The 24,625-nt window shown below is 54.8% G+C and carries 19 protein-coding genes; 15 read left to right on the top strand and 4 right to left on the bottom strand.

What is annotated here, in order from left to right; translation table 11 throughout:
* Positions 1-264: 264 nt before the first annotated feature.
* Positions 265-1,173, bottom strand: a complete 909-nt coding sequence (locus tag K1558_RS32140) for an alpha/beta hydrolase (RefSeq protein ID WP_238656105.1) — start codon at positions 1,171-1,173, stop codon at positions 265-267.
* A gap of 334 nt (positions 1,174-1,507) precedes the next feature.
* Here K1558_RS32140 and K1558_RS32135 point away from each other — a divergent pair, with 334 nt between their 5' ends.
* The 11 genes from K1558_RS32135 to ilvD all read left to right on the top strand — a co-directional run bounded on the left by K1558_RS32135 (position 1,508) and on the right by ilvD (position 16,957).
* Entirely contained in the window at positions 1,508-1,882 is a 375-nt protein-coding gene (locus K1558_RS32135) for a hypothetical protein (RefSeq protein WP_238656103.1), read from the top strand.
* Positions 1,883-2,066: 184 nt separating this feature from the next.
* Positions 2,067-5,609 (top strand): 3-keto-alpha-glucoside-1,2-lyase-like domain-containing protein, encoded by a 3,543-nt coding sequence (locus K1558_RS32130; RefSeq protein ID WP_238656101.1) that lies wholly within the window; start codon positions 2,067-2,069, stop codon positions 5,607-5,609.
* Between the two features lie 151 nt (positions 5,610-5,760).
* Complete coding sequence (locus K1558_RS32125; protein WP_238656099.1) at positions 5,761-6,318, top strand: RNA polymerase sigma factor; 558 nt, start codon at positions 5,761-5,763, stop codon at positions 6,316-6,318.
* On the top strand, positions 6,315-7,271 hold the full coding sequence (locus K1558_RS32120; protein ID WP_238656097.1) for a hypothetical protein: 957 nt from the start codon (positions 6,315-6,317) through the stop codon (positions 7,269-7,271). Before K1558_RS32125 ends, K1558_RS32120 begins: the two co-directional genes overlap by 4 nt.
* Positions 7,272-7,432: 161 nt before the next feature.
* A complete protein-coding gene (locus tag K1558_RS32115; RefSeq protein WP_238656095.1) occupies positions 7,433-8,302 on the top strand; it encodes a carbohydrate ABC transporter permease in 870 nt (289 codons plus the stop codon).
* 20 nt (positions 8,303-8,322) lie between these two features.
* The gene (locus K1558_RS32110; RefSeq protein WP_238656113.1) at positions 8,323-9,198 is read left to right on the top strand and encodes a carbohydrate ABC transporter permease; all 876 of its coding nucleotides are present in this window, start codon (positions 8,323-8,325) and stop codon (positions 9,196-9,198) included.
* Between the two features lie 43 nt (positions 9,199-9,241).
* Positions 9,242-10,402 (top strand): efflux RND transporter periplasmic adaptor subunit, encoded by a 1,161-nt coding sequence (locus tag K1558_RS32105; protein ID WP_238656093.1) that lies wholly within the window; start codon positions 9,242-9,244, stop codon positions 10,400-10,402.
* Between the two features lie 49 nt (positions 10,403-10,451).
* Positions 10,452-11,780, top strand: a complete 1,329-nt coding sequence (locus K1558_RS32100; RefSeq protein ID WP_238656091.1) for an ABC transporter substrate-binding protein — start codon at positions 10,452-10,454, stop codon at positions 11,778-11,780.
* A gap of 44 nt (positions 11,781-11,824) precedes the next feature.
* Positions 11,825-14,338 carry a hypothetical protein gene (locus K1558_RS32095; RefSeq protein ID WP_238656089.1) on the top strand — a complete coding sequence of 838 codons (2,514 nt, stop codon included), beginning with the start codon at positions 11,825-11,827 and terminating at the stop codon, positions 14,336-14,338.
* Between the two features lie 244 nt (positions 14,339-14,582).
* Positions 14,583-15,248 carry a GntR family transcriptional regulator gene (locus K1558_RS32090; RefSeq protein WP_238656087.1) on the top strand — a complete coding sequence of 222 codons (666 nt, stop codon included), beginning with the start codon at positions 14,583-14,585 and terminating at the stop codon, positions 15,246-15,248.
* A 20-nt stretch (positions 15,249-15,268) separates the two neighbouring features.
* Positions 15,269-16,957, top strand: coding sequence for a dihydroxy-acid dehydratase (ilvD, locus tag K1558_RS32085; protein ID WP_238656085.1), 1,689 nt, complete (start codon positions 15,269-15,271; stop codon positions 16,955-16,957).
* A 59-nt stretch (positions 16,958-17,016) separates the two neighbouring features.
* Here the strand turns inward: ilvD and K1558_RS32080 are convergent, their stop codons facing one another.
* Complete coding sequence (locus K1558_RS32080) at positions 17,017-17,421, bottom strand: RidA family protein (protein ID WP_420800497.1); 405 nt, start codon at positions 17,419-17,421, stop codon at positions 17,017-17,019.
* A gap of 515 nt (positions 17,422-17,936) precedes the next feature.
* Here K1558_RS32080 and K1558_RS32075 point away from each other — a divergent pair.
* Positions 17,937-20,051, top strand: coding sequence for a TerD family protein (locus K1558_RS32075; protein WP_238656109.1), 2,115 nt, complete (start codon positions 17,937-17,939; stop codon positions 20,049-20,051).
* A gap of 371 nt (positions 20,052-20,422) precedes the next feature.
* Here the strand turns inward: K1558_RS32075 and K1558_RS32070 are convergent, their stop codons facing one another.
* The gene (locus K1558_RS32070) at positions 20,423-20,929 is read right to left on the bottom strand and encodes a hypothetical protein (protein WP_238656083.1); all 507 of its coding nucleotides are present in this window, start codon (positions 20,927-20,929) and stop codon (positions 20,423-20,425) included.
* A gap of 58 nt (positions 20,930-20,987) precedes the next feature.
* Complete coding sequence (locus K1558_RS32065; protein WP_238656081.1) at positions 20,988-21,626, bottom strand: VOC family protein; 639 nt, start codon at positions 21,624-21,626, stop codon at positions 20,988-20,990.
* A gap of 220 nt (positions 21,627-21,846) precedes the next feature.
* Here K1558_RS32065 and pnuC point away from each other — a divergent pair, with 220 nt between their 5' ends.
* Genes pnuC through K1558_RS32050 form a run of 3 tightly spaced genes read left to right on the top strand, consistent with a single transcriptional unit; the run spans position 21,847 to position 24,456 of the window.
* Positions 21,847-22,524, top strand: coding sequence for a nicotinamide riboside transporter PnuC (pnuC, locus tag K1558_RS32060; RefSeq protein WP_238656079.1), 678 nt, complete (start codon positions 21,847-21,849; stop codon positions 22,522-22,524).
* The gene (locus K1558_RS32055; RefSeq protein WP_238656077.1) at positions 22,521-23,585 is read left to right on the top strand and encodes an AAA family ATPase; all 1,065 of its coding nucleotides are present in this window, start codon (positions 22,521-22,523) and stop codon (positions 23,583-23,585) included. Before pnuC ends, K1558_RS32055 begins: the two co-directional genes overlap by 4 nt.
* Complete coding sequence (locus K1558_RS32050; RefSeq protein WP_238656107.1) at positions 23,566-24,456, top strand: NUDIX domain-containing protein; 891 nt, start codon at positions 23,566-23,568, stop codon at positions 24,454-24,456. The genes K1558_RS32055 and K1558_RS32050 overlap by 20 nt, the downstream gene beginning before the upstream one ends.
* Positions 24,457-24,625 lie beyond the last annotated feature (169 nt).

Raw genomic sequence — 24,625 nt, 5'->3', positions numbered from 1 at the left:
CTACATTTTTGTGGGGGAGGACTCCAACTTCTTTAGGGGGCTGTGGAGAATGTAATCGAAAAACCGACCACATTGGGCGTCGCGTAGGCACGCGAGCTAAATGTAATCGAAAAACCGACCACATTCGGCGTTGGGTGGGCACGCGAGCTAAATGTAATCGAAAAACCGACTATATTGTGCTTGAGCGCAGCCCCCGGGCCTCGTCACAACAAAATGCCCTCCCCCAACCTTAACGGATCGGGGGAGGGCAGGCTATGACCGGGATTACTTGAAGATCCGCTGCGAGAACTGGTACAGTCCGCTGCTCCAGACCTTGCCTTCATGTCCGCCGACATCCAGATACCACAGATGCGGGACGTTCATGCTGTTCAGGCTGTTATGGAAGTTCTGGCTGATATACAGGAGACCGTCCGAAGCGCCGCAGGAGAGCCAGAGCAGCTTCAGCTGGCTGGCCGTCTGCGCCGGATTAGTGATCAGCTGGGAGGCCGGCTTCGTATTCGGGGCCGATGAGAACGCGCCGATCCAGGAGAACTTGTCCAGATGCTTGAGTCCGAAGTTCAGCGTCTGCCCGCCGCCCATCGATAAGCCGGCCAGGGCGCGGTTTTGCTTGTTTTTGTATACCGGGAAGTGGGAATCGACATAAGGAATGAGATCATTAATCAGGTCGAATTCAAACCGCTCGAAGGCAGCTACCTTGTCCGGCGCATAAATATCGCCGATCGGACGGTCATCCGCCATCGCGCGGCCGTTCGGGAACACCACGATCATCGGTTCAAGCTTATTCTCGGAATACAGGTTGTCCAGGATATTGCGCGGATTCATGCCGTTCAGCCACTCGTACTGGTCGCCGCCGATGCCGTGCAGCAGGTAGAGAACGTTATAGGTCTTGGAAGGATTATAGCCTGGAGGGGTGTAGACCATTGCGTTCCGGGTCTTGCCTACTGTCGTTGAGTAGTAGGAGATCTGCTGAACGTTGCCGTGCGGAATATTATTGCGGTACGATGCATAGCCTTGCGGGGCAGGCGTGATGGTGCTGGTTACTGCCGCAGCGGCGGCATCCGCAGAGAGGCTCAGATCCTGCTCTTCGGCTACCGGCGAAGCAAAGGACATAGCGGGCAGCATCAGCGCTGCCGTCAGAGCCAGTGCAGCAATACGGGTCATAATCTTCTTCATTACACATATCCTCCTTAGTCTGAATAAAATGGGTGAAGCCTGTTTCATCCGTCCTCTTAGGTCCCTCTATGAAGCGGAGTCCTCCTCTCAAGGCATATCATGTAAGCGCATCCACAATGAGGATACCATATTTAGCATATTATGTAAATTGTCTTTTGGGATTTTTTGATAGATTTTAGATTCATCCGGCGGTTACGTTGTAGTCATACCGGAAGGAGCGGGGTAATAGACAAATATAGAAGCTATAACTGGAGCTACGGCAACCCGGGTACGGCAACGTTACACGTACAATCATCCGGATTGCGGCAGGAGCCACTGACTGGAGGGATGGATCATGATAGGACAGAGTGTATCAGGAATCAGTCCGGTACAGGTCATCATGGCCTACGGCGGCACACAGAGCGATGTCAGTTCCCTGGAGAAGCAGCGGGACCGGCTGGTGCTGGAGCTGGATAGGGTGAATGCGGGGCAGAGCAGCGAGGCCGTGCCCTACCGCCGGGAGCAGCTGCAGCGGCAAATCCGGCTGCTGGAGGTTCAGCTCGCGCGCAAAGCCGGCAGCAGCACTGCAACCGACGTAAGCACAGCCCTCCAGAATGTTCAGGCTCCGCCTATGAGGACGGAGTGGAAGGGCTTCCTCAAGGGAATTGGCCAGACGGATCCCCGGACGGCGACGGTGAATGCGGCGGGGCGTTTCGAAGCATTCATCTAAATCATCTAATGCATTACATCTAAAGTTAGCAGATGGTGCAGAACAGTATAATTGTGTCCCTGGAGAGTGGGTTTGCCACCCTCCTTTCTTTTTGGCCCGGGATTATAGTAGGGAATGACTCTATGTATCCTGCTGGGAATTGTAAGCGGTTGCCTGGAGCCAAATCGATCTGGAGGAGGTATTTATGCTTACTCGCAAAGTCATGAGATTGCTGCTGGTGCTTGCCGTCGCATTCACGGGATTCATCCCGCCGCAGACCGCCGGTGCGGCTGAACCGGAACCGGGAACGGAACCGGTGCCGCAGGTGACCGCCGCTGGCCCGGCAACCATTCAGAATTACCCGATGCCGTCTATCTATACTCCGTCTTCTGTCTATTCGTTGAAGGTGAACAATGAGACGGTCCCCGTCGTCAAGTATTTACCCGATTATGATTACGCCCAGTTCTCCTTTGAAGGAACCATTAGCCTTGAGGTGACGGCAGACCAGCCGATTACCTCATATTCGATCAGCCCGCTGGCCAAGAACATCACGGGAACAGTCAACGGCAACAAGCTGACCTTCACTCTGTCGGCCTCTACCTATGTGATCGTGGATATTAATGCGCCTGCGAACGAAGACCCGAATGAGAAGGACCCGGACAAGCGCCGGAAAAGACTCGTAATCGCCGCCGATCCGCTGGAGACAGACATCCCCGCATCCTCCGGCCCCGGAATCTACAATGTAACCGCTGCTCCATACAACGCAGACAAGACGGGGGCAACGATCACCTCGGGCGCCATCCAGCAGGCGATTGATGCTGCCAATCAGGCTGGAGGCGGTATCGTCTACATTCCGGCTGGCGTGTACAAGAGCAGCAACCTGACCCTCAAAAGCAATGTTACCTTCTACCTGGCCGGTGGTGCAGTCATCGTCGGCACAGGCCGGGGTGAGGACTACCGGAATGACTTCCGCAAGGATTCGATCTCGGACGGAACCTATTTTATCCGCACCGCTACTAATTCCGTGAATATCACCATGCGCGGGCGCGGAACGATCGACGGCAAAGGGATAGAGATGCGCAAACGCAAGATGACTAACCCGCCTGCAACCCATAAGCAGGGAGAAGGATTCATCAATAACCTGGTGGTGCCGATGGCGACCAGCAACTTCAAGTTCGACGGGTTAACCCTGCGGGACGGCGGCTTCTGGGCGTTCCTGGTGGTCCGCTCCGATAACGTGACTATCACCAACTATAAGGGATACCAGGATTTATTTACGCTTGAGGATGATGCCATCGATATTAATGAGAGCCAGAACGTGCTGGTGAAGCATGCCCTTGCCATCTCGGATGACGATACCTTCTCGACCAAGACCTGGCCGCAAAAAGGAATGTCCAAGGACTGGCCGGGAGCGATCGAGCATCTGGAGAATGTGGTGTTCGAGGACTGCTTCGCCTGGACGCGCTGCGCTGCCTTCAAGCTGGGCATGGGCATATGCACGCCGCAGATTGGCGTCACCATCCGCAATTCGTATGTCTATCAAAGCGCGCGGGCGCTGCTGGTGGATCATGCCTATACAGAGAATCCGCTCCCGGTCGAAGGCTGGGCCCAGGATGTGACCTTCGAGAATATTGATATTGAACGGGTAGGCATCAACCAGTTCGGCAATTACTGGCTGCGGGTCTCCACCAGTACAGCCGGTGATGTAAGCAATGTCATTCTCCGGAACATCAATGTCCGACAGACGGGAGGAGATTCCCCTATTCAGGGCAATCCTACCAGAGGCGGGATGGTGAACGGGGTGACTTTTGAAAATGTAGTGGTCAAAGGAACGCTGGCGAAGAATCTCAGTGACCTGAAGGTAAGCATCAAGAACGAGAATGTAAGCGGGGTTGTCTTCGCGAATACGGATCAGGCCTGGTTCAGCGATCACTTCAGCTCCGGGCTGCTCCCGGATTGGACCGTAGCTTCAGGTGCAGCCAGCTGGGCGGTAACCGATCGGACAGGGAACCGGGTGCTGTCCACCAGCCAGACTATGGCGGCCCTGATCACCGCCAAGGCCGGTGCAGCCTGGACGGATTACACGTATGAAGCCAGAGCCAGACTGCCTCTCATTAATGGAAGCGAGAACGCGGGCATTGTCTTCCGGGTGCAGGATCAGAACAACTTCTATATGTACCGGATCGATGCCAATACAAGCCAGCTGCAGCTCTACAAGGCTGTAGCCGGAACGTTGACGCAGGTCGCGAATACCTCGTTTGTGCCTGTCAAAAACCAATGGTATACCCTTAAGGCGACGGTCCAGGGCAATACCATCAAAGGGTATGTGGATGGAGTGCTGAAGACGACATGGACCAATCCGGCCAATGAATTAACCTCGGGCGGAATCGGCTTCCGCACCACCTCAGCCGGGGTCTGGTATGATGATGCCAAGGTGACCGCCATTCATAATCCGCCCACGGATATCACTCTCAGCGCTACCCAGGTGCCGGAGCTGACTACTCCAGGCGGTGTAGTGGGCACCTTCACTACTGCCCATCCGGATGCGAACCAGACCTTTACTTACGCACTGGTGTCCGGGCAAGGTGACGCCGATAACAGCAGCTTCTCCATTGCCCCGCAGGGAGACAAGCTGATCCTCCGCACCACGCCGGATTACGAAGCGAAGAGCAGCTACAGCATCCGGGTGAAGAGCATTGACGCCAATGGCCTGTCTCTGGAGAAGAGCTTCACGATTCAGGTTACAGATGTGGATGAGACCCCGATTGATGCGAATCCTAATTCTGTCCGGTTCACGGATAACTTTGAGGATGGCGATACGGCAGGCTGGACGGCTGCCAGCGGAACCTGGAGTGTAACCACGGACGGCAGTACGAGAGCCTTGATCCAGACGAAAGGAAATTCAACCGCGCTCATTACAGCCGGGAGTTCATGGCAAGATATTGCTATGGAAGCCAAGGTGAAGGTTCCCATCACCAATGCCAATGCCGGCATTCTCTTCCGGGTGCAGGACGCCAGCAACTATTACATGTACCGGATTAATGTCAACGACAAGAAGCTGGAGCTGTTCAAGGCGGTAAACGGAACGCTGACCCCCGTGTCCAGCACCCTCTTCGCCGATGCGGCTGCGGGCCAGTGGTATACGCTGAAGGCGGTGATCAAAGGGAACAGAATTCTAGGCTTTGTGGACGGCCAGTTGAAGCTTGAGTGGACGAACCCGCAAACGGAATTAACTGCAGGGAAAATCGGCTTCCGGACAACCTCCCAGAATGCGGTGTTCGATAACGTCCGCGTTACCGGCATACAGAAGGTGACGGCAAGTACGCTTAAGACGGTAACCCTTGATGTGTATGAAGCGGTTACGCCTCTAGGCAACCGGCTCAGCATTAGCCCGGGCAGCCCGGCAGCGGGGGAGACACTTACCCTGACAGCTGAAGGCCATAACCAGAGCGTAGCGCCTGACGTCCCTGGAGATGAACGGTATTATCCTGAAGCCTGGAGCTCCACGGAGGAAGGCATGACGGGCGTCTTCACCGTGACGGATGAGGTCTATCAGGCTGAATATGCCCCATCTGCTGCAGGTGATTACCAGATAACCGTCATCTACCGCAAGCAGATCTGGGACGGCACAGCCTGGACCGATACGGAGCTGACGGATACTCTGATTGTGGACATTAAGGTAATTCCGAAACCGGCAGACGCGGAGGATGACAGCACCACTGAGCCGAACCCGCCGGTCCTCGGTTAACACAGAGATTACTATCCCTATCCTGGTGTGTAAGCAGTGATGCTTATGCGCCAGGATTTTTTTGCGTTAAAAAAGATTAGCGTATATGTGCAACCGGCCCCCGGAATTCTCTACTATATAGATAAGAGGATACCAAAGGAGAAACTAGCAGATGGAAGATCAGGGAATCATTCAGCTATACTTGCAGCGCTCACAGCAGGCCATCGCAGAGACCCGGAGCAAATACGGGGCGTATTGCCGGGCGATCGCCAGGAATATTGTCGCCAGCCCCTCCGATACCGAAGAGTGTGAGAACGACACCTATCTGGCCGCGTGGAATGCTATTCCGCCTAACCAGCCCCGCAGGCTGCAGGTATTCCTGGGGCGGATCACCCGCAATATCGCGCTCGACAAGTATGGGTATAACACGGCCAAGAAGCGGAGCCGTCAGCTTGAGGTGATTCTGGAGGAGCTGGAGGACTGTCTGCCCGCAGCAGAGACGGTGGAGACCGAGGTTGCCGCCGGTGAAACCGCGCGGTTAATCAACGAATTCCTGTACGGGCTGGAGGAGGAGGCGCGGCAGCTTTTTGTGAGGCGGTATTGGTATTCGGATTCGGTAAAGGAACTTGCGGGGCGGTTCAGGCTGAGCAGCAGCCAGGTGAAGTCCCGCTTATTCCGGGTCAGACAGAAGCTTAGAGTACATCTGGAGCAGGGGGGCGTACGGCTATGAGACGGGAAGAGCTATACCGGGAGATCGGGCAGATCGATGAGGCGCTGATTGAAGCGGCTGAACATAGCGGAGTAAGGAGCAGGGGCCGGAGCTGGAGAGGCCGGTTCTCCAAAAAATGGATCGCACTGGTCGCGTGCCTGATCGTCTACAGTTCAACGGCTACCGCGCTGCTCGCTACGGAATACACGAAGAATAAAGCGGCAGAGCCTTACATCCGTTACCTGACTGCGGAGGATCTGGAGCTGGCTCCCCGTGCGCAGTATGAGACGGACAAATTCCTGCAGGCGTTATCCAGCGGCAACGATGAACATGTCTACATCGCAGTGAACCGGCTGGTGGAGAGCTTCAATGATCCGCAGGCGCGTGAGCTGGCGCTGGAGAAGCTGCAGCCGTTCCTGACGGACGATTCTCCGCGGATTGCGGAGTCGGCGGCTTTTGCCACCGATGTGTTGTCCAAAAGCTACCGCAGCCCCTATCTCCACAAAATGGCTGACGGGAGCATCCTATTCGCCTTATTCAACAATTACTCGGATTATGGCACCCAGAATGTGCTGTGGCGGATCAAGGACGATGTGCTGGAGCCGTATTTCAGCTTCGCCGCCCCTTCGATGTACATTAAGGAGCTTCTCCCGTCCCCGGACCGGAAGCTGCTGGCGGTGGTGACCCGCTCGAACAAAAGTGAATACGTGCAGATCATGAATGTCGAGGAGGGCATGAACAGCCCTGAGCTTGTTGAATCAGCCAGAATGAAATTTGGTGCGCAGCAGAAGCTGGAGCTCTGGGTCCGCGCGGATCATGAGAATTACAGCTATGTGGACCAGTTGGCCTGGAAGGACAACGATACGTTAGCGTTCGAGGCCTCCCTGTCCTACCGGGATACGGAGATCATAGAGAATGTTGCCGTAACGTACCGGTTCAGAGATAAGGTAATGGATATACAGCAGATGAAGTGAGCAAGCTGTGCTTGCAGTGAAGCAGCCGCGAAGAGAGAGGTGCGAGGTCTCTTTTCGCGGTTTTTTACTGTGCAGGAGCCGTGAATTTAAGAAAGATTTAATCTTTACCCGACTTCTTCTTAAAAAGTTGAGCTTATTCTTGAGGACAGGGAGGGAAACGCATGAAAAATTGGGCCCGCAGGGATTCATCCATCGCCTGGTTATTTCTCGCCCCGAGTGTGGCGGGCTTTGCACTATTCTACCTGATTCCGTTCGGTATGGGCGTGTTCAATTCCTTCGCGGACCGCACGGCAAGCGGCGGCTACAGTGTCGGGCTGCATCATTACCGGGAGCTGATTGCAGGCGAGTCCTTCCGGAAGGCGGCAGCCAATACGTTCACCTTCAGTCTGATCAGTGTTCCGCTGCTGCTTGTGCTGTCGCTGGGCGTAGCGCTGCTGCTGAACCAGAAACTGTATGCCCGGCAATGGCTGAGGACTGCCTATGTACTCCCGCTGGTCGTGCCTGTCGCCTCCATCGTTCTGGTCTGGCAGATTGTGTTCGACTGGAACGGCGCGTTGAATGCCTGGCTGAGCGGCTTCGGCTGGACCCGTATCGATTGGATGAAGTCAGAGGCTGCGCGCAATGTCATTCTGGTGATGTATGTATGGAAAAATATCGGGTACAACGTGATCCTGTTCCTCGCAGGGCTACAGCAGATTCCGAAGGATTATTACGAAACCGCCCGGATTGAAGGGGCAGGCCGGCTTAGACAGTTCCGCAGCATTACGCTGGTGTATTTAACGTCTACCACTTTTTTTGTGACACTGATGTCGATTATTAATTCGTTCAAGGTCTTCCGGGAGACGTATCTGATCGCCGGACCTTACCCGCATGACAGCATCTATATGCTGCAGCACTATATGAACAATATGTTCCTCTCGCTCGATATTCAGAAAATGTCGGCTGCGTCCACCCTGATGGTTGGCGCCATTCTGATCATTGTGCTCGGGCTGTTCGGAGTGGAACGCCGCTACCGGCGGTTTATGGAATAGGGAGGTGTTCACTCTTGCTCTTGTCGGTTCGCAAGGTCATACAGAAGCTGGCGTTAACCGCGATTCTGGGCGCATTCGCCCTGCTGCTGTTATTCCCGGTCGGGGTTACCATCGTCAACTCCTTCATGAGCACCCGCGAGATCGCGGTCAATTACGGCCCGGTCGGGCAGATGAACAACGTTATTCCAGGCCGGAGCGATCCGTTCGCCAACCTCAAATGGCTGCCCGATCAGGTCTCCCTGGAGCAGTACGGCAAGGTGCTGCTGGACAGCCCGCTGTATCTGTCGATGTTCTGGAATTCGCTGTTCCTGGTGGTGCCGATTATCGCCGGGCAGACGCTGGTAGCTGCACTTGCCGCCTATGCGTTCTCCAAGCTGAGGTTCCGGGGACGGGAATTGCTGTTCCTGATCTATGTTCTGACGATGCTTATGCCCTTCCAGGTGACGCTGGTACCCAATTACATCATGGCAGACCGGCTGGGCTTGCTGAATAGTTCAGGGGCGATTATTCTGCCCGGGATTTTTGCGGCATTCGGCGTATTCATGCTCAGGCAGTTCATGCAGGATATCCCTTATGCCTATATCGAAGCGGCCAAGATGGACGGGGCGGGGCACTGGCGGATTTTCTGCACGATTATTGTGCCGATGGTTCAGCCGGGTCTGGCCGCACTCACGATTCTGTTATTCGCCGATTACTGGAATATGGTGGAGCAGCCGCTTATTTTCCTGGATGATCCGCTGAGGCAGCCCTTGTCCGTCTATTTATCGAATGTCAGCAGCGAGAGGGGCCTGGCGTTTGCCGCCTCTGCCCTGTATATGGCCCCGATGGTGCTGCTCTTTCTGTATGCGGAGACGTACTTCATAGAGGGGATTCAACTGTCTGGGATCAAGGGCTAAGGCCGGCAGGCAAGGAACTTGGAGTAGGAGGAGAACAACGGATATGGAGAGTACAGAACTGTCCGCACACGGCAGGCGGCAAAAAAAAATCCGCACAGCAGCTCTTCTGCTGCTTGGCGTGCTGCTCTTCTTCACCTTTTTCAGCAATACGCTAGAGTCTCTGACCTTGCCCAAGGTGACGACAGTGGAGCCGGTGAACCGGAGGCTGGAATTAACGCTGGAGGCGGGCGGCATGCTGCGCCCTGTAAGTGAAGCGAAGCTGCTGAACGCCAGCGGCTGGAAGGTGCGGCAGTTCCTTGTGCAGGAGGGGGAGCGGGTGAAGAAGGGACAGACCCTGCTCCTCTATGACAGCGGGCCGGCTGAACGGGAGGTGGAGGACGCGGTGTCGCTGCTGGAGAAGCAGAAGATTGAGCAGCAGACGCTCCAGGATCAGTTCATTCAGACCTACATGGAGGGGGATGAGCTGCAGATCCGCAAAGCCAGACGGGACATCGAAGCGGGCAAGCTGGAGCAGGCCAGACAGGCGGGCATCATCGCCGGAATGAGGGAACGGCTGGCCCGCGAACAGCAGCTTAAGGCCCCGTTCGACGGGATTGTAACCAAGCTGAATGCGATGGAAGGGATGCTGTCTGCGGGCGAGCCGGAGGTCATCCTGACCAGCAGCAGCCAGGGAGTACAGTTTGACTTCACGGCGGATGCGGAGCTGTTAACCGGCCTTGGCGTCTCTGTGGGAGAGCCGCTTGAGGTGGAGATTGTGGCATCAGAGGGGCAGCCGGCCCGCTCCATCCCGGGCAAGGTGGCGGAGATTAAGAATGCTCAGGCACTTACGGACAGCCTATCGGGCGGGGAGGACAGCAAGGCGGGAGACATTTCGCGGAGAGAGGTCCTGGTTAAGCTGAAGGATGCCTCGCTTAAGGGGGGTGAGCAGGTTCAGGTCAGGCTGAAGAAGCTCTCCCTCCAGGAGGGGCTGGTCGTCCCGAATCAGGCGATTCATCAGGTGGGCGGGCGCAGCTTTGTGTACAAGATCGAGGAGCAGCGGGGGGCGCTCGGGAATGCTTTTGTCGCCCGTGAGGTTCAGATCCGGTCCAGCCGGACGAATGGTGCCGAGAGCCTCATTGAGACGGATAGCTTATATGAGGATGAGATGATTATTCTGGAGAGCAGCGAGCCCTTACAGGACGGGAATCGTGTGCGTCTGCAGTAGCGGGGCTTACCCTGCATAATATACGGATGATTACAGGAGGAATGGATCAATGAAGGCGAAGAAGAGAATGGGCTGGCTGGCGTTATGCCTGGCTTGTACTACGGTTATGGCTGCTTGCAGTAATGAGAAGGGCGGCGCGGAGGCTCCAGACACTGGAGGAAAGACGGTTGTTACGTTATCGGTTCAGCAGGACAGTGAATTCTACCGCGCACTAGAGCAGAAGTTCGAGCTGGCCTATCCGGATATTGATCTGCAGGTGCAGGCGTACAAGGGCATTGGCGAGCAGCTTGAGGCGCAGGATTATGAGAAGTATCAGAAAACAGCCGGCACCGCGCTGCTCTCGGGCAAAGGGGCCGATATCTATGAAACCAGCAGCCTGCCTGTCAGTGAATATGTGAACCAGAAGCTGCTGCTCAATATGGAGGATTACCTGAAGCAGACAAAGACACTGAACAAGGATGATCTGGCCAGCAATGTGCTGGATGCGCTGAAGCTTAACGGCGGCACCTATGTTATTCCCGGCGGCTATTATCTGAGAGCGTTCCTTGGAGACGGGGATGCACTGAAGAACGTGGAGTTCAATGATAAGACCTGGACCTGGCAGGAATTCAGTGCCATCTCCAAATCCCTGATTCAGGCTGAGGAGAAGGCGGGCGCCGGACGCCGGTACGCGATCCCGGATACTCCGCCGGATATGCTCCTTCAGGAGATGGTAGTGGACAGCTACAACCTGTTCGTGGACAGTACCGCCCGGAAGGCCAAGTTCGATTCCCCTGCCTTCAAGAGCATGATGCGGCAGATTAAAGAGATGTATGACGATCAGGTGATGACCTCGAAGCCTGCGGAAGCCGGGAGCCAGTTGTTCTATTCGGTGGCACTTCAGACACCAGCCGATTTCGTCAACATCCCGTATACCCTGTTTACGAATCCGAAGCTGCTGCATAAGCCGCATAACGGAACCAAAGGCAGCATGAGGATTATCCCGATGACCCAGTACGCGATCCAGGCCAAAACTCCGGTAGCCGCCGAGGCCTGGAAGGTTATAGAGTACCTGCTGTCAGAGGAAGCGCAGTCCCTGCCGGGCAGAGAAGGCTTCTCCCTGCTGCGCCCGGTGAACCAGAAGCAGTTAAGTGAGATCCGGGAGCAGGTGAAGAACGGGACGTATAAGCTTCCTGATGGTCAGACCGCGAAGGTGCCTGACGGGGATTTCGGGGAATTCCAGGAGATGATGGATACAGCGGATAATTTCGCGATGCTGGACGGCCAGATGATCTCGATTGTCGGCGGGGAGTCGCTCGCGTTCTTCAGCGGCCAGAAGACGGCGGATGAGGTGGCGAAGCTGATTCAGAATAAGGCGAATACGTATTTGAAGGAATAGCGTTTGAATGAATAGCAATTGAATGAATAGAGGGAGGAGAGTATATGGGTTACTCTACCAGGAAACAGGCGGTCCTCATGGTCACTCTGGCCGTTCTCAGCCAGTCGCTGGCCTTCGGAGCGTATGCAGCCGCAGCAGAGCCTGCAACGGGAGCAGCGGCTTCGGCCGCCGTGTCCAAGCTGGAAGGGCTGGGCTCGGTTTCGCTGAAACGGGGCGTGAGCGTGAAGCTGACAGAAGCTGCCCTGTTACCTCAGGAGGGCGGAAATATCCTGACGTATACCTTGCAATATTACAACGGGACCGGCAATAGTGTCAGCCTGATTGATTATTTCTCCAAGGTCACCACTTCAAGCGGCGCTGTGATTCAAGGCAAGCCGGTGACAGGCAGTGCTGCGGTCAAGTCCATTCCGGCAGGGGGCAGCCAGCGGGTGACGTATTACGTTAATGCGGGCAAGGCTGCCAAGATTAACGGCGTCCGCATCGCCCTGTACGGCTGGGACTTCAGCCAGGCGAATTACCAGAAGAAGCTGGGAACGTTCACGATTCCCGGCTCCTACTCTACGGTGACCGCAAGGGGCCAGAGCAGGCAGCTGGTGCTGGGAGGGCTGCCGGTGAGCGTCAAGGCAGAAGGTCTGCACATCTATAAAGTGGACGGGAAAGTGTATGCCAAGGTTGGGGTCAGCTTCACCAACTCGGGGGCTAAGGTGCTTACAGATACCGGTCTGAAGGGATATCTGGTATCCCCGGGGGGTTCGGTGTTTGAACTGATCCCGGACAAGAGCGATGCTAAGGTTCAGCCCAAGGAGCAAAGAACCCTGTATTACCTTGCAGACATTCCTTCCTACACGAAGCTGGACAATATGTCGCTGCGGTTCGTCCAGGAGGACAGTACCCTGCAAATAAAGCTGCCGGTTGCCGAATATAAGCTGCCCGCAGCAGAGACGCCTGACCTGAATGTACCCGTGAACGCTGTGAAGCGGCTCAAGGTCAATAACAGCACGATTGAGACCCAACTAGCCAGTGCGGCGGTGTATTCGGAGGACAATCTGGCGAAGTGGAGCCTGAAATTCCGTGTACGGAACATGGGGGATGAGGCGGTAACGCTGCCGGCCTACCCGCTTCGTCTAACCACTGCCGAAGGCTATGGTTACCCGGTCAGTAATACAGCCCTTACGGGCCTTACCTTGAAGCCGCTGGAAGAACGGACGGTGGAGCTCAGTGCAGAGCTGCCCCTGAAGCTCAATCAGGGAGTGCTCCGGCTGCACATGACCGAGCCTGCTGAAGAGAACCGGGTTGCGCTGCCGGCGGCTATTTTCCAGATTCCGTACTCCTTGCAGCCGGACCATCTGCTGGCCACAGAGTATCCTGTGCAGAACCCTCTGGGCACCTTCGTCGTCAAGCTAGAAGCGGTGGACCGTCTGCCGTGGTCGGACCAGGATCAGGTGGTGGCCAAGCTGAGCCTGCGCAATACAGGTGAGACCACGGTGCAGCTCCCGGCGCTTACAGCACTGCTGAAGGCGGGGGATAAGGACATTAGCGGCAGCGCGCAGATCGTAATGGACGGCTCCGTCACCCATTTGGCCCCGCAGGAGACGGCGGTGCTGTATGTTGCAGGGCACCTTCCCTATTCCTATAATCTGACGAAGCTGAAGATTATTCTGCAATATGCTTCGGGAGAAGCCAAGGCTAACTTCCTGACACTGTTCACCAGCCAGGTGGACAATACCCTGAGCACTGTGGCTGCCGGAGAGCCGCTTCAAATTAGGCTGACCGGCAAGAAGGCAGAGGTTCTGGAGCGGCAGACCCGCATCTATCCGGGTACAGATTCCAAGCTGATCTACACGGAGCTGCTGATGACCAATGAGGAACTGCGGAGAACTCAGCCTGCGCAGCTCGTGGGCTATTACAGAACGCCGGATCATCAGTACTTCGAGGCCGTGATCAGCCAATCCGAGGCGTCTCTGAATGCCAAGGAGCAAAGTCTCGTCACCGTCTGGAGCAAGCTTCCGCTGGAGATTAACGCTTCAGAGCTGACCCTCTATCTCGGGGAAGGGATCGCGGACGGCAAGCTGACGGCACCAGGGGCGTCGCCGACTGCCTATATTCAGACTGCGGGCCTGGCACTTAACATCGCGAATCCCGCCCCGCTGCCGTCGCTTAAGAAGCTGGAGCTGTTCCCGTTCTCGCTGTCCGTGACCCAGGCCACAGCCACGATGTCAGAGGACCGGGAGTCGATCGAGGCGAAGCTGAGCTACCGCTTAACCCGCAGTGCGCTGTACGCAGCAGGAGCGAATGAGCACAAGCTCGTGGCAGAGCTGATTGATCCGTTCGGGCAGCCTGCGGAGAAGCTTCTGCCTCTGGAGGCAGAGCTTACAGGTGCCGGAATATCCGACACCTTGTCCTTCACGCTGAACAATCGGGCGTACAAGGCCATCAACGGCGGAACCGTCCGTCTGAACATCTATAATGAGTTCCAGGGGAAGCGGATCCTGCTGGGCAGCGAGAGTTATCCGGTGGTGTACGAGAAGAGTGCGGTGAAGAAGACGGTGGGGGAATGATTTTTTAGGCAATTATGAAGAGGGGCTGTCCCAAAAGGGACAGCCCCTTATATTGTGGGGACGAAAAACAGCATACATTGGCTGGTGCGCAGGCGTGTGGTCTGAGCTATCCCAAGCGCCGTTATGTCACGAATACGGGAAGAAGTGAAACGATTTTATTGAACAGCAAGATGAATCTTATTGATTTAAATATATGTATGCGATATATTGCATATAAGGAAATGAAGAAGTGAGGAAGATAACTATGCCAGTACCCAAAAATTATGTCTCACCTGCACGGATGTCCGCTAAAGAGAGAGCCTTCTCCCAAATTCAGCGATGGATTATCGACGGTACACTGCAGCCCGGTGAAAAACTGATTGACGCCGAATTGGCTGAATCGCTTGCCGTAAGCCGCACACCGATCCGGGAAGCCTTTCAGCTGCTCGAAGTACAAGGGCTCGTATCCACTCATCCCGGTAAAGAAACCAAGGTGAAGGAAATTGAGAAGGACGACATCTTCAAGATGTATTCAACGATGGCGGCTCTTCAGGCTCTGGCGGCTGAAACCACCGCAAAAATCATTATTCCGGAACAAATCGAGCAGCTGCGGGCGCTTAATCTGGAATTTGCCAGTGCCATTAATAGCGGGCAAGCTTACCAGGCCATGGAGGCGGATGAACAGTTCCACAACCTGATTGTTGAGCTGGCTGATAATCCCTATGTTGCTTCATTCAGCGCATCCCTTCAGATCCATATCCGCCGCTTTAAATATGTGTTCTTAGAGCAGCCGATTACGGAGACACAAGCTTCAGTCGATGAGCATGGTTTAATTATTGCAGCGTTCGAGAAGAATGATTCTGACCAAGCACAGGCCATGATGAGGCAGAATTTCATCCGTCCGATGCAGGAGCTGCACGGATTACTCTAAACAGACAGGAGTGGGGACAATTGGAGAACGGAAAGGATCTTCGTATTCGCAGTAAGGTAATCAGCGAGGGTGTCAACCGGGTGCCGAACAGAGCGATGCTGCGTGCGGTTGGTTTCACAGATGAGGATTTCAAAAAACCGATGATTGGTGTAGCCAGCACCTGGAGTGAGGTCACCCCATGCAATATGCATATCAATGAATTGGCGGTTCAAGCCAAACAAGGGGCGCTTGACCATGGCGGGGCTCCGCTGATTTTCAATACGATTACTGTATCAGACGGTATTTCCATGGGGCATGGAGGCATGCTGTTCTCACTGCCAAGCAGGGAAGCCATCGCGGATTCTATTGAGATTGTGACCGGAGCTGAGCGCTTTGACGGCCTGGTAGCCATCGGTGGCTGCGACAAGAACACGCCTGCCTGTCTGATGGCGATCGGGCGGCTGAACATCCCTTCCGTCTACGTATACGGCGGAACGATTCTACCCGGAAAGCTCGACGGCAAAGACGTCGATATTGTAACGGCCTTCGAAGCGGTAGGTCAATATCATGAGGGAAAAATAACCGATGAGCAGCTCCATAAGGTGGAGTGCAGCGTCTGCCCGGGTCCTGGCTCCTGCGGAGGTATGTACACTGCCAACACCATGGCTGCTGCGGCGGAAGCGATGGGCATGAGCCTTCCGGGTTCATCCTCTACGGCAGCCGTTGCGCCGGATAAAGCAGCAGAATGTGCTGCGGCGGGAAGACAAGTCATAGCACTGCTGGAACAGGAGATTTACCCGAAAGACATCATGACCAAAAAAGCGTTTGAGAACGCAATTACGGTCGTGATGGCTCTTGGAGGTTCAACCAACGCGTTCCTGCATTTGCTCGCTATTGCGCATTCGGTAGGCGTAGATTTAACCTTGGATGATTTTGAGAAGATACGCCTGCGTGTTCCTCATTTGGCAGATCTGAAGCCAAGCGGACAATATGTAATGCAGGATTTGAGCGAAATTGGCGGTATTCCCGGCGTGATGAAGTTATTGCTCGCTGAGGGACTTCTTCACGGTGATTGCCTGACGGTCACAGGTAAGACTTTGGCAGAGAATCTGGCGGAAGCAGCACCGCTTAGAGACGATCAGAAGATTATCCGTCCATTGACACAGCCGCTGAAGCCAAATGGGCCACTGGTTGTACTTAGAGGTAACCTTGCCCCTGAAGGCGCCGTAGCCAAGATGTCAGGCATGAAGAAGCTCCGGTTTGACGGTCCGGCCAAGGTGTATGACAGCGAGGAGGCCGCAACGGAAGCGATTTTAAGAAATGAAATCCAAAAAGGTGATGTACTGGTTATCCGTTATTGCGGTCCAAAGGGCGGTCCAGGCATGCCGGAGATGCTATCTGTTACCGCACTGATTGTAGGTAAGGGTCTTGGCGGGGAAGTGGCCCTGATTACAGATGGAAGATTCTCAGGGGGCTCGCACGGATTCGTTGTTGGCCATGTCTCACCGGAAGCGCAGGTAGGCGGACCGATCGCGCTACTCAGAAGCGGAGATATCGTCACTATCAACAGCGAAACGCAGCAGATTAACTTTAACGTGACAGAAGAGGAGCTGGCTGCCAGGGCTGGGGCATGGGTACAACCACCGCTAAAAGTGAATTCTGGCGTACTGGCCAAGTATGCAAGATTAGTCTCCTCTGCATCTAAGGGTGCAGTGACAGATATTTTATAAAAAAACACCCAAAACCAGCCTTTAAAGCTTGTTTTGGGTGTTTTAAATTATGCTATCCTCTATCCTGCGGCCCACACATCCAGCTCGATTTTGAGTTCAGGCAGCCCTAATCCTTGGATGTAGGCAACCGTCATGGAGGGAGGCGTAGGGCCAAACACTTCGTTCCAGATGGAATAGAAATGGTCCCAGTCGATCTCTTCGGTGGCCCAGATGTTGATTTTGATGACATGGTCCGGTGTGAGCTGCTGTGAGGACAGGATGTCCACAATATTGCTCATCGTGTTCGTAACCTGTTGGTTGAAATCTGCAGGGATCTGATTGTTCTGACCGATACCGATTTGGCCGGAGAAGACGTACATTTCAGCATCCCGGCTGATTTTGGTGACGTGGCTGTAGCTTCCGACCGGCTTCGCTATATTCTCCGGATTATATCTCTGAATGACATTATTGTTTAGGCTCATCATGTAAATCTCCTTTTGAATTCGCTGTTTTTGTAGTATCTCTTAAAATTGGACAGACCTGTCCCGTCCACATGGATTCTAAAAGAAAACAGCAGTCGAATACCCGATTCCGGCAGACAGATATCGAATCGATCTCTTTTTCATCAGGTACCCTCCTAATCCTTCAAATTTGACTTACTGTACAATGATAACACGAGCTTCCGGGAAATAAAAATCTACGGCGGAGCGGGTGGTGGGGTAGGCAAAAGTTAAATTTTCCCTATGTCGTAATACTTTCGCCCTGTTGGCCTGCCGGACCGTGTGCGAAGATAGAGCCATCAAACGGCTGCTTGATCGCCGGGAGATCTTCAGGCTATTGCAGTCCTTCCTTCTACTCAATTGGATGAATTAGGGCGCAGCTCTCCTGAAGGATGTTTAACTTGAGAGGAGGCGTCCAGGCTATTGTATTCCTTCCTTCTAACCTATGGAAACCTTAAACCGTGTAGGGATACAGCTCTCCTGGACACTGTACTATGACTATGAACATGAATAGAATCTACCTGCGAAGAGCAGGCAAAATGATGGTGAAATACTCTGCTGACACGGCTGATGCGAAACGGCTTCCGAAAGGGTACTTGGCCGCAGCCCTCCGCAATCTCCAGGGGCTGGGGTACACGTTGTCGCCTGCCTTGTTCCGGGCGGTCCAGAAGCTGCCCCGCGAGGCCTTCGAGCAGTTGTACTATCCAATGATTGCAGATGTGAAACGGATGGTCGGCGCGCATGTGAATTATGCTCCGTTGTTTCCGGGGTTCCCGGAACAGGTGATGCAGGAGGATGAGGCCGAGCTGTATTTCTATGCAATGAACCATTACTATACCTGGGAAGTGCCTTACGATAAGCCTATACAGAAAGAACCGCTTCAGGACCAGGTAACGCTGAAGGTAATTGACTTGGGCAGCCTCACGGAGTTCCGGACCATGATCCGTCAGCTTATCGAGGCCAGGGGCTCCATCTCGGCAGAGGATCAGAAGGATATTGATGCCGTTATTGCAAATACACCCACGGCAGAGCTGGATGAGCTGCTGCCGGCGGAGATTCCGTTCAAGGAGAATGCCGGCTTCGTGGCCGCTTCGCTGCTTAAGCATGAGAAGGCGGATGTGGCCAGAATAAGCCCTTATTTCACAACAGCGACCGATGTCCTGCGGCTGGCGGTGGCCTGGTCGGACGGCGATGTCTCTCTGGCCCTGCCTACCCGCTTCCGCAAGTTCAAGCGGCGTGAGCGCCGGCTGCTGCTGGGGCTCCTGGAGCGGTGCCAGACAATCACCGAGGATATGCTGCGGTACCGGGAGCGCTGGATTCGCCTTGGCGAAATCCTACATCCTTCGGAATACAAGCAGCGGTATGTGCGCTCAGAGGAAGCTTTTGCTATCTTGCGTAATAAAAAGGCGTTCACAACCTTCAACGGAAGTGTAGAGCTTGCCCTTCAGTACCAGCAGCTCTGGACGGCACTGGACCTGCTGGCGCAGCGCCCGGGGGAATTCGCACGCCGCCTGGCGAAGCTGCTGCGGATGACCCGCGAGCCGGAGTACGTCGTGATGGCCTTCAGAGAAGTGGCAGATCAGGTATCCACCCCGGTGCTGCTGCAGGTGAAGAACTACTTCGCGCACCAGCGGGAGCTGCCGGAGCTGAGAGTGTTTTTCCCTAAAGGGAATGTCGCCAAAGCCTGGGCTACCCCTAACACCCTGCCGGAGATCAGTGAAGAAGACTGCCGGGATATGGTGGACCTCTGCGAGCAGACACTGGTGGCGCGGTTTGCGGCCCAGCCGTCTCTGGGAAAGGTATATGTGGATGAGCGCCTGAAGAACTATCTCGTGCCGTTCTCTCAGCGGTCAGCCAGCAAAGCACTGCATACGCTGGTGCGGGGAAGCCGGATACCAATGGCGGAAGGGAACACGGTCCGTTTCTTCTGCTGGTGGAAGGAAGGGAAGATGGATGGTACCCCTACAGGGCGTGTGGATATTGACCTGTCTGCGGTGATGTACGACGAGAACTGGCGGTATATGGAGCATATCTCTTATACGAACCTGCGCTCGGCGCAATATCGTGCAGTTCATAGCGGCGATATAGTAACGGCGCCCTACGGGGCCAGCGAGTTCATTGACCTGCATATTCCCTCTATCGTTGAGTACGGCGGCCGGTATGTGGTGGCTACGCTCCATTCATTTACAGGTCAGCCGTATTGCAATCTGCCGGAATGCTTCACGGGCTGGATGATGCGGAAGAAGCCCGGGTCCGGTGAAATCTATGAGCCGGCGACGGTGGCGAACAAGATTGATGTTACAGCAGACACCCAATTGGCTGTTCCGGTCATACTCGATCTGGTGGAGCGCACCGTCATCTGGACAGACCTGTCTCTGACCAGAGACCCGTTCTATCCCAATAATGTGGAGGCGAACCAGAAGGGGATGGTGATCATCGGGAAGGCGATGACCTCCTTGAAGAAGCCTGATCTGTATGATCTGTTCACGCTGCATGCCAAGGCCCGGGGGGAGGATCTGGCCGCGTCGCCACAAGAAGCGGATACCGTGTTCTCGGTGGACCAAGGTGTCACTCCCTACCACATTGAGCAGATTATGGCTGAATATGTGGTGTGAGCAGAGCGGGTAACCTGTCGGCTTATAAAAAGAGGGGTGTCTCAGCCATTGCATGGCGTGGGACACCCCTTCTTTTATTTAGTTCATGTTGAGGATAAGTTGGAGCCACAGCCAGTAACATTTCTAGAGAAATCCTGCAGAAAATGCAACAATGCTGCCCATTAAAAGCAGTCTATGCCTGAAATCGTGCACAAAATGCAACAAATCCAGCGCTAACTTGCTATAACCAACGGAATTTGTGCAAATCATGCAACATTGTACTTCAGCCAGTATCTTTTATTAAGGAATCCTGCAAAATGTGCAACAATGCTGCTCTTTACAAGTGGCCGGTGAGAGAAGGCACCAGTATTCTTCACTTGTTAGGGCGGTACCTACTCGATCTCAATCCCGTACCAGCCGTCGGCGAGCGAGTTCAGCTTATACTTCACAGGCTCTGCTGCATAGGTCTGCTCAACCATGCTCTGACTGGTGCAGTACACGATATGGTAGGTGGGGCCATGCTCTCTTTCCCAGTCGAAGATGAACCGGAGGAGCGGCTTCCCGTCCTGTCTGCTGTAGCGCACGAAGTCCAGGCTGTCCCTGGACCATGAGGCAAGCTGCCGGATCTTGTCCTGCAGGCCTGTATTCATGCTCTCATGGAGCTGGGGAGCAGCGGCATTACCATTGTTGGAATAGATAAAGGTATTCCCGATATTGCTCCGTTCGTCCAGGCTGTCCATCAGCAGCAGGGTTTCCGACTTCACAGCATCAAACTGTCCGCGGTACTCCCTGAAAATCTCGTATTTCGCCTGGGAGGGGTCGTACCGGGTGATGAAGCCTGCCGCCGCAAGCATCAGTATAATGGTCATGCCAAGGAAGATTCGTGTCCTGCGGCTCAATAGTCTCACCTGCCTGATCTATTAGAATGATTTCACGGAGCATGCATTAATAGCTTTTCTACACCGCCGTAATCCTAATATTCCGGTACTCTACCTCAAGCGCATGGTCGTGCTCAATGATGACTTCCACGGGGGAGGCGATAGCCGCATCCTCGGTCGGGAACCAGGCTCTGCCTTCCTGGACGAGCACAAATACGCCGTATTCATTGCCATAGAACGCTATAGTCTCCGAGGCTCTTGCCATTTCGTCCTTAATCATGTGTATCCGCGTCTGAAGATCATCGATATGTTCAACCGGCAGGCCGATCTCCTGTACCCGAATCCAGCCGTCCGCCTTCGCAGACCTCTCATCTGAGGGCAGGATCTCCAGAATATTGCCTTGCGGGTCGCGGAAATAGAACTGCTTGCGCTGCCAGAGCCCGGAGAAGAATTCCGTCTGGCCCTCTTCATCCTGTAACAGGGGGCTATGAGCCTGAATGGTATCCAGGACTCTGCTGAAGTGCAGCTCATCTACATAGAAGGCATAGTGATAGAATACGTGCCGGGGATTATTTTCAAAAGAGATTATGCTCTCGCCCGCACTCACCGCAAACGATGTATTGCTCTCCTGAATAACCGGCATCTGGAGGACTTCAGAATAGAATGTCTTCATATCCTCCAAGTGATTGGTGCTCAGCTTCAATTGTTTGATCTTCATGGCAGTCCTCCCTTTCTGTGCTGATCTATGGTGTGTAAAGATTCTTTATATTGTAACGTACAGCCATTGAGCCTGTCGACAGAATGAGCGGGAACAGGAGCCGAAAGCCCATATCCCATGTTTTTGCAAATTACTGCTTGCGTCCTGTCAAATATTCTGTTATCTTGATATTAACAAATTGTAATTATCAAATAGTTAATAAGTTGGTGGAGGGATGAGCATGAAGAAGGTGATGGGCAACTGGAGCGGGTTTGAACTCGCCTGGCTGATGATATTTACGCTGATTGCAGTTGTTTTCACGGTGCTGTCTAAGGATTCGCTCTTCGGGTTCACGGTCTTCATCACCGGGGTGCTGTGCGTGGTGCTGACGGCGAAGGGGAAGCTGGCGAGCTACGGGTTCGGGATGTATAATACTTTCGGATACGCCTACCTGGCCTATATTAACGGGTTGTTCGGCGAGGTCATGCTGAATCTGCTGTTCTTCGTGCCGATGAATATTATAGGGTTCTATATGTGGAGCAGGAATATGCAGGGCGGCAAGCTGGCGATGCGCCAGATGAAAGCGGGGGGTGTAGTGCTGATCCTTGTGATCTGCATTGCAGGGGCGCTGCTGCTGGGCTATAGCTTATCGTTCATTCCGGAGCAGAATTCACCTTATATTGACGCCATGACTACGGTGTTATCTGTAGTAGCGACCTTCCTGACGGTGCGTCGTTTCAAGGAGCAGTGGCTGGTCTATATTGTACTGAATATGTTCACTGTGCTGCTCTGGGTGATCCGTACCCTCGAAGGCAGCGGGGAGGGCCTGCTGATGATCGTGATGTGGAGCGCTTATCTGCTGAACGCAGGCTACGGCTACTACAACTGGAATAAAGGGGCGAAGGAGGCACTGGCATGAAGACACTCGGATTAACCCTCGGGAAGTTCGCACCGCTGCATAAAGGGCACCAGTTCATGATCGAGACAGCGCTGCAGGAGGTAGATGAGCTGATTGTGGTCATCTATGAGACCAAGGTGTCTCCGGTTCCGCTACAGGTTAGGGCTAACTGGATTCGCACGCTCTATCCGGCGGTCCGGGTCATCGAGGCCTGGGACGGCCCGGACGGATACTCGGATGACCGCGAGCATGAGATCCGGGAGGAGCAGTATATTCTCGGGCTGCTGAACGGCGAGCAGGTGACCCACTTCTACTCCAGCGAGTTCTATGGAGCGCATATGAGTCTGGCACTAGGAGCTATTGACCGGCGGGTAGATGAGGCGCGGGTGCAGGTGCCTGTATCGGCCACGATGGTCCGCTCGGACCCCTACCAATACCGTAATTTTGTCAGCGATATTGTCTACCGCGATTTAATTACGAAGGTCGTCTTCGTAGGAGCGATGTCTACCGGGAAGTCGACCATCACCGAAGCGCTTGCCCGCAGGTATGGCACATCCTTCGCCAGTGAATACGGGCGGGATTACTGGGCGGAGCATCAGGTGGACCGGCGGATCGGGCTGGAGGCGTTCGATGAGATTGCAGTGGGACATCTGGAGCGGGAAGAGCAGGCACTGCGTGATGCCAACAGGTATTTCTTCGTCGATACGAATGCGATTACCACTTATATGTATGCGCTGGATTACCACGGGAAGGCGCCGGAGCTGCTGGCCCGGCTGGCCCTGGAGAACGCGCAGCGCTATGATCTGTTCTTCCTGTGCGGGGATGATATCCCGTATGACGATACCTGGGACCGCAGCGGGGACCAGAAGCGGCATGTGTTCCACCAGCAGATTATCGGGGATCTGAAGGAGCGGCGGATTCCCTATATTCCGCTGAGGGGCACGCTCGAAGAGCGGATGGCCAAGGTGGACCGGGTGCTTGCTTCGTTCAAGCCGTATGGGAACTATTTCGGAGAGCTGGTGCAATTGGAACCAGAGATAGAAGGAGGCGGAGCCGATGGAACTGGAATTGAGAGACCGTAACGGACTGACCGAGCGTGAGTTCCTGGAGCAGTACCGGGCCGGTGATTATGAGCGGCCCTCCGTGGCGGCAGATATGGTGATCTTCACCGTCATGGATACAGTAGACCAGGAACCTGAGGCCGCGGGGAAGGAGCTGCGCCTCCTGCTGATCCGCAGAGGCGGGCACCCTTGCCTGGGCAAGTGGGCGCTTCCGGGCGGCTTCGTCCAGCCGGATGAGACTACGGATCAGGCGGCCGCACGCGAGCTGGAGGAGGAGACCGGCGTAGCCGGTGTCTATCTGGAGCAGCTGCGCACCTTCAGCGACCCCGGGCGCGATCCCCGTACCTGGGTGATCAGCAGCAGCTACCTGGCGCTGGCCGACAGCCGCCGCATTCAATTAGAGGCCGGGGATGATGCGGAAGCAGCCGCTTGGTTCAAGGTAACTTACCGGCTGCAGCAGGATCATAAGAAGCTGCTGCAGCCGGGCTGCATCCGCACCCGTACCTACGAGCTTCGGCTGGAGGCCGCAGGGGAGGAGCTGACAGCGGTAATCGAACAGACGGTGACGGCTACTCCGGCGGCGCGGTCGGTGCAATACGCCGTCTTGTCGAACGCCGGACTGGCTTTTGATCATGCCAAGATCCTTGCTTATGCCATGGAACGGCTGCGCCAGGAGACGGAGAGAAACGGAATTGTGCTGCATTTAATGCCTGAGCGGTTCACCCTGGCGGAGCTGCAGCAGGTCTACGAGGCGATTCTCGGCCAGGAGCTGCCGAAGGCAGTCTTCCTGGACAAGATGTCTGCGCTTGTAACCGCGACGAACCTGTACACAGAGCCTACGGAACATACACCCTCCCGCCGCTTGTATGAGCGGAACTGGGTGGAGGGCTAAGTCCGAAAATAGACAGACAGGGAAAAGTGACGGAGGGGAATTTTGGAGCTGTAGGAGCGATAGCGTCCGCCTGAAAGCTTTCCGCAGGAAAGCTCACTTCGGAAGCAGCGTGCCCAGCAAAGCGCGCAATCTCTAGCCGGTGAAAGTCCGGCCGCGGGAGGGGCCAAGC

Source organism: Paenibacillus piscarius, assembly GCF_022234545.1.
GTDB lineage: Bacteria > Bacillota > Bacilli > Paenibacillales > Paenibacillaceae > Paenibacillus_AQ > Paenibacillus_AQ piscarius.
This window is presented reverse-complemented; position numbering and strand designations above follow the sequence as displayed.

Excerpts from the sequence above, each read along its gene's own strand:
- K1558_RS32140 (WP_238656105.1), bottom strand. The coding sequence starts at position 1,173 with ATGAAGAAGATTATGACCCGTATTGCTGCACTGGCTCTGACGGCAGCG.
- K1558_RS32135 (WP_238656103.1), top strand. The coding sequence starts at position 1,508 with ATGATAGGACAGAGTGTATCAGGAATCAGTCCGGTACAGGTCATCATG.
- K1558_RS32130 (WP_238656101.1), top strand. The coding sequence starts at position 2,067 with ATGCTTACTCGCAAAGTCATGAGATTGCTGCTGGTGCTTGCCGTCGCA.
- K1558_RS32125 (WP_238656099.1), top strand. The coding sequence starts at position 5,761 with ATGGAAGATCAGGGAATCATTCAGCTATACTTGCAGCGCTCACAGCAG.
- K1558_RS32120 (WP_238656097.1), top strand. The coding sequence starts at position 6,315 with ATGAGACGGGAAGAGCTATACCGGGAGATCGGGCAGATCGATGAGGCG.
- K1558_RS32115 (WP_238656095.1), top strand. The coding sequence starts at position 7,433 with ATGAAAAATTGGGCCCGCAGGGATTCATCCATCGCCTGGTTATTTCTC.
- K1558_RS32105 (WP_238656093.1), top strand. The coding sequence starts at position 9,242 with ATGGAGAGTACAGAACTGTCCGCACACGGCAGGCGGCAAAAAAAAATC.
- K1558_RS32100 (WP_238656091.1), top strand. The coding sequence starts at position 10,452 with ATGAAGGCGAAGAAGAGAATGGGCTGGCTGGCGTTATGCCTGGCTTGT.
- K1558_RS32095 (WP_238656089.1), top strand. The coding sequence starts at position 11,825 with ATGGGTTACTCTACCAGGAAACAGGCGGTCCTCATGGTCACTCTGGCC.
- K1558_RS32090 (WP_238656087.1), top strand. The coding sequence starts at position 14,583 with ATGCCAGTACCCAAAAATTATGTCTCACCTGCACGGATGTCCGCTAAA.
- K1558_RS32080 (WP_420800497.1), bottom strand. The coding sequence starts at position 17,421 with ATGATGAGCCTAAACAATAATGTCATTCAGAGATATAATCCGGAGAAT.
- K1558_RS32075 (WP_238656109.1), top strand. The coding sequence starts at position 17,937 with ATGAACATGAATAGAATCTACCTGCGAAGAGCAGGCAAAATGATGGTG.
- K1558_RS32065 (WP_238656081.1), bottom strand. The coding sequence starts at position 21,626 with ATGAAGATCAAACAATTGAAGCTGAGCACCAATCACTTGGAGGATATG.
- pnuC (WP_238656079.1), top strand. The coding sequence starts at position 21,847 with ATGAAGAAGGTGATGGGCAACTGGAGCGGGTTTGAACTCGCCTGGCTG.
- K1558_RS32055 (WP_238656077.1), top strand. The coding sequence starts at position 22,521 with ATGAAGACACTCGGATTAACCCTCGGGAAGTTCGCACCGCTGCATAAA.